The sequence below is a fragment of the Pedobacter sp. 01N416 genome (genome assembly GCF_056399685.1).
Window position 1 is genome coordinate 1 of sequence record NZ_JBFTRT010000472.1, and the last position, 4,087, is coordinate 4,087.

The following is a 4,087-nucleotide window of genomic DNA, read 5'->3' on the forward strand; positions in this document are numbered from 1 at the left end:
GGTTGTATTTTCTGTCCCAAAGTGGGCTCTTAGACTATTTTCTTCGATATTGAGTTCAGTGCTGTGTTCATCATCTCTTTCTACATTTAAGACAAATAACCTTGGCTGAATTGTACCTGCAAAGCTTTTAATTGCACCAATAGGTAAAGCACTTGTTGTTTCTTTTAAATCACAGGCCAAAAGAATCCTTTCAATTTTATGAAATCTTGCTCCTTCTGGAACAATTAATAAAGGTACTTTTATTGCTTTGGCTACATTAATGGTATTGCTACCTATTAAGGCCTGTTCTAATCTGCTTTTACCGGTCATCCCCATTACAACCAGTTCAACCGCATGCTCATCATCAAAATCATTAACTATTGTAGCTAACGAACGCTTGTCTACAAAAATCTCAACAAGTGCCTGAGAAACCTCGGCACTGAACTGTTCTTTAAGTAATGCCAGCTTTCTTGCATGTTCCTGCTCTTCATGCGCTGCCTGTATTGCGCTTTCCAGTGGAATATCTGCTGCTGCAGGAATATAATCAGAATAACATAAGATAATGCGTGAGGCATTGATTTGTCCGGCCAATCCTAGCGCATAATCAGCGGCATCTGATGCGGCTGCTGAGAAGTCGGTTAACACAAGTATAGTTTTCATCTCCGAATCTATATTTGCTGCCGCTTTCATATCTATATTGGTTTGTTCTGTCGTTTTCATAAAATTTTTGTTTAAGGTTTACAATAAATGTATTTTATCACGTAGCGTTCCAAATAACCTGTCCCATAACATATTTTAAATATTTAGATGGAACGTAGACATGTATAGTAAAGCGTATAAATTATCCAAGGCCTTGTTGGCTTTACTAATCGTCTTTAAACAGTAATAAAGGTAAATGGGTAGTATAAGTGAGCTTCTTCGTGATGCTGGAGTGAAATATACTTTCAAAAAAACCATATACTTTTGGAACGGTAACGATCAGATCGGCTTGATATTTTTCTGCAAACATCACAATGCCATGTGCGGTATTTTCATCATCTATATAGTGATATTCGGGTTCTTCTCTGTCCCAAAGCTGATGCAGTGCCGTCATTTCTTTAATTCTATCGGGATTGAAATGCGTCTCATCCTGATCCACATTTAAGATGAGTAATTTTGCGCCTAGGGCATGGACAAAGGTTTTTATAGCATAAATCGGGGTGGATTCTGAAACATTTTTAAGGTCGCAGGCGAAAACAATTTGTTTGATAGGCTTAAAAGTAATTTGTGGAGGAATCATAAGCAATGGCACCTTACAATGTTTCGCTAAGCTAAGTGCATTGCTACCCACTAAAATTCGTTCCAGATTACTTTTTCCTGTAGTACTGGTTATAACCAACCCAATATTGAGCTTAGCACTTATCTCATTTATAGCAACAATTAATGCCCGCTCATCGTTATAGACTTCTATCCTGGTATGTGTTGATATTAGCGCTTCCAGATCTTTCTGAAGGTTTTTAGTCTTTTCTAAGCACACTTCAGGCTGCTCATCATACTGCCATGGCATGGCAGCATAAGATGTAGTGGGTATATCAAGCGCAGCATATGAATGATATAATACTAGATTATCGATTCTTAGCTGATGGGATAAAGCCGCCGCATACTCTGCTGCATTAATCGAAGCCTTTGAAAAATCTGTTGTTACCAGGATATTTTTAATCTGATAAATTTCCTTAATCTTAAGATCGATGGCGTGGCCAAGGCCTCTTAACTCCTGATCAGACAAATCATTTGTACCACGTTCTGTTACTTCCCAATCTCCGTTTACCAATTGTGTTAATATAAGCGGTTCAGTCTCCTGCCCTGCCAATTCAACTTTGAACTGGCCATGCCTGCGGTTTGGGCTAACCTTTGCATTCAGATCCAAACTATCTGTTCTGAATTTGACAGAAAATTCTTTCATGATCCTATCTCTTTGTTAGTGATCGAAAATCATTTAAGGGAGCCGGTCAGATGTTTATACCAGTACAACAAGAATATTCCAAATTTGTTTAAAGAATATGAATTTCATTATTATCGTATTACTTGACCATAAAAAAGCCCTCCAGATAACTGAAGGGCAACATTTGCAAGAGGTAGATTCTAATCGAATTTTTTTACTTCATCTTACTTCTTAAACGATCTTCCYTTGATTTAGTCCAGTAAGCACAATCGAGTTGCAAAAACACAGAAGTATAAGGAATTACTTCATTTGTTTTGATGACCAGCACTTTAAACAATTTCGATTCACTATCTAATTTCTTAAAAACAGAATCATGGAGCATCGTTTGTACAGGTAGGTTGCCCAGTGTATTTTCAATGCCAGTTCTAAATTGCGTAACCCCGCTTCTAAAAACAGGCTTAATCATTTGGCAAAATCGCTTAATATCAGGTAAGCGTACAAAAAAGAGGTTGTATCATAAATATAGATTTGTCATCCTGAGCCTGTCGAAGGGCCTGTTAAATACTCTTTGAGGTGTCTCGACAAGCTCAACATGACAGCATTTGAGGTGAAATCGTCTTTATGATACAACCTCTTAAGCCATGAGGTTAGCTGGAGTTATGTATTTCAAAAATATAATTCCTTTAATTAAGCATCTGGTATTTCTGGTTCGACCAGCTTAGCTAACTTTTCGAGCGATTCCTGCCAACCCAGGTAGCACATCTCTACAGGGATAGCTGAAGGAATTCCTTCCTGAGTAATTTTAATTTCGGTACCCACTAAGGTCTTTTTCAACCAAACTGAGGTAATCATTTCACCAGGCAGGTTTGGATCATCAAACTGATCGGTATACTTTAAAAACTCGTTTGGTGTTACTTCAAGGTATTTTCCGCCGAATGAATGACCATTGGAGGTAGAAAAATTATGAAACGACATTTTAAAAGAGCCTCCTAATGCTACTGTCATTTCGTGAACAGTACAAAGAAAGCCGTATGGAGGTAACCATGAAGCAATTGCCAAAGGTTCAGTAAATGCACGATATACTTTTTCTGGCGATGCTTTTAAAACTCTGTGCAATGAAACGGTGTTGTTCGACATAAAATCATTTTTTTAATTTCCTACTCTTAAGGCTTTTCGGTTTCGCCCGTTTTTGGAATGGTAGCTGCTCCATTAATTTGTCTTTTTTCAATATTAATTCCTGACTATACAAAGATGGCATGTAAATTCGAGTTTGCCAGTGGTGATATGCGACAATGTTGAAGGGGCTTTACGGCCTAACTTATCCTACAGCACGCTATATGGTCACTTAAAAACTTAGCCGTTTATTCCAGGTGAACTAACCATTTTTTTGATGTAATAAACAAAAGTTTCACTTCACCGAATTATTGTTATTAAAATCAGGTACGATAGTTAACTTTGCATACTACTCCCCTATTACAAATGACAAAATGGATTACCCGTGAACATCCAAAAATTGACCGGATTGCCTGCCCTTGGCTAATCAGGCGTTTTATCGATCCCGATGCAGAAATTATTTATGTACCCTCAGATCAGGTGATGATTAAAGCCAGGGAATTAGGGGCCATACCATTCGACATGCCAGATGTAGAATATACGCATTACAATGATCAATGCACTTTTGATTATTTCATCAAAAAACACCAGTTGAAAGATTCTGCTCTCGACCGCATTGCGGCTATCGTTCGCGGTGCAGATACTGATCGCCATGACTTCGCACCACAGGCAGCAGGGCTAGAAGCTGTATTTTCAGGCTTGGCTTACCACAGTTCAGATGATCAGGAGTTACTGGCTTTAGGTATGCAGATTTATGATGGCCTGTATAGTTGGGCAAAACACCTTTATCACAAAACACATACACAGGCCGGACCAGTTGAACAAATGTTACTCGACATATACACTAGGTACCTTCGGGAAAATAAAGGAAAGAAAGCACCGGCCTGGACGAATGAATTACGGGAAATGATACAGGATCAGATGGATACGAATATGTCTTTAAGTCTCCAGCAGGCTTCAGATGAATTGGAAATTAATCCAGCCTATTTATCCCGCGAGTTTTCCAAGTATTTTGATAATCTGTCTTTTGGAGATTATATACGGAAGATGAGGATTGAAAAGGCTATGCTATTG

General features: G+C 38.4%; 5 protein-coding genes. 1 reads left to right on the top strand and 4 read right to left on the bottom strand.

The features are described 5' to 3' along the window. From AC1DND_RS21675 to AC1DND_RS21690, 4 genes are all read right to left on the bottom strand, one after another. Positions 1-699, bottom strand: a 699-nt coding sequence (locus AC1DND_RS21675; protein WP_477584696.1) for a universal stress protein, incomplete at its 3' end; no start/stop codon positions are given. A gap of 145 nt (positions 700-844) precedes the next feature. Further along, on the bottom strand, positions 845-1,921 hold the full coding sequence (locus tag AC1DND_RS21680) for a universal stress protein (protein WP_477584697.1): 1,077 nt from the start codon (positions 1,919-1,921) through the stop codon (positions 845-847). Positions 1,922-2,114: 193 nt separating this feature from the next. Continuing rightward, the gene (locus AC1DND_RS21685) at positions 2,115-2,366 is read right to left on the bottom strand and encodes a hypothetical protein (RefSeq protein ID WP_477584698.1); all 252 of its coding nucleotides are present in this window, start codon (positions 2,364-2,366) and stop codon (positions 2,115-2,117) included. A gap of 221 nt (positions 2,367-2,587) precedes the next feature. After that, positions 2,588-3,037: an SRPBCC family protein gene (locus AC1DND_RS21690; RefSeq protein WP_029276549.1), complete on the bottom strand. Its 450-nt coding sequence runs from the start codon at positions 3,035-3,037 to the stop codon at positions 2,588-2,590. A 342-nt stretch (positions 3,038-3,379) separates the two neighbouring features. On the opposite strand from AC1DND_RS21690, the gene AC1DND_RS21695 reads away from it, so the two are divergent. Then, positions 3,380-4,087 (top strand): chromate resistance protein ChrB domain-containing protein (locus AC1DND_RS21695; RefSeq protein ID WP_477584699.1); only part of this gene is annotated, 708 nt, incomplete at its 3' end.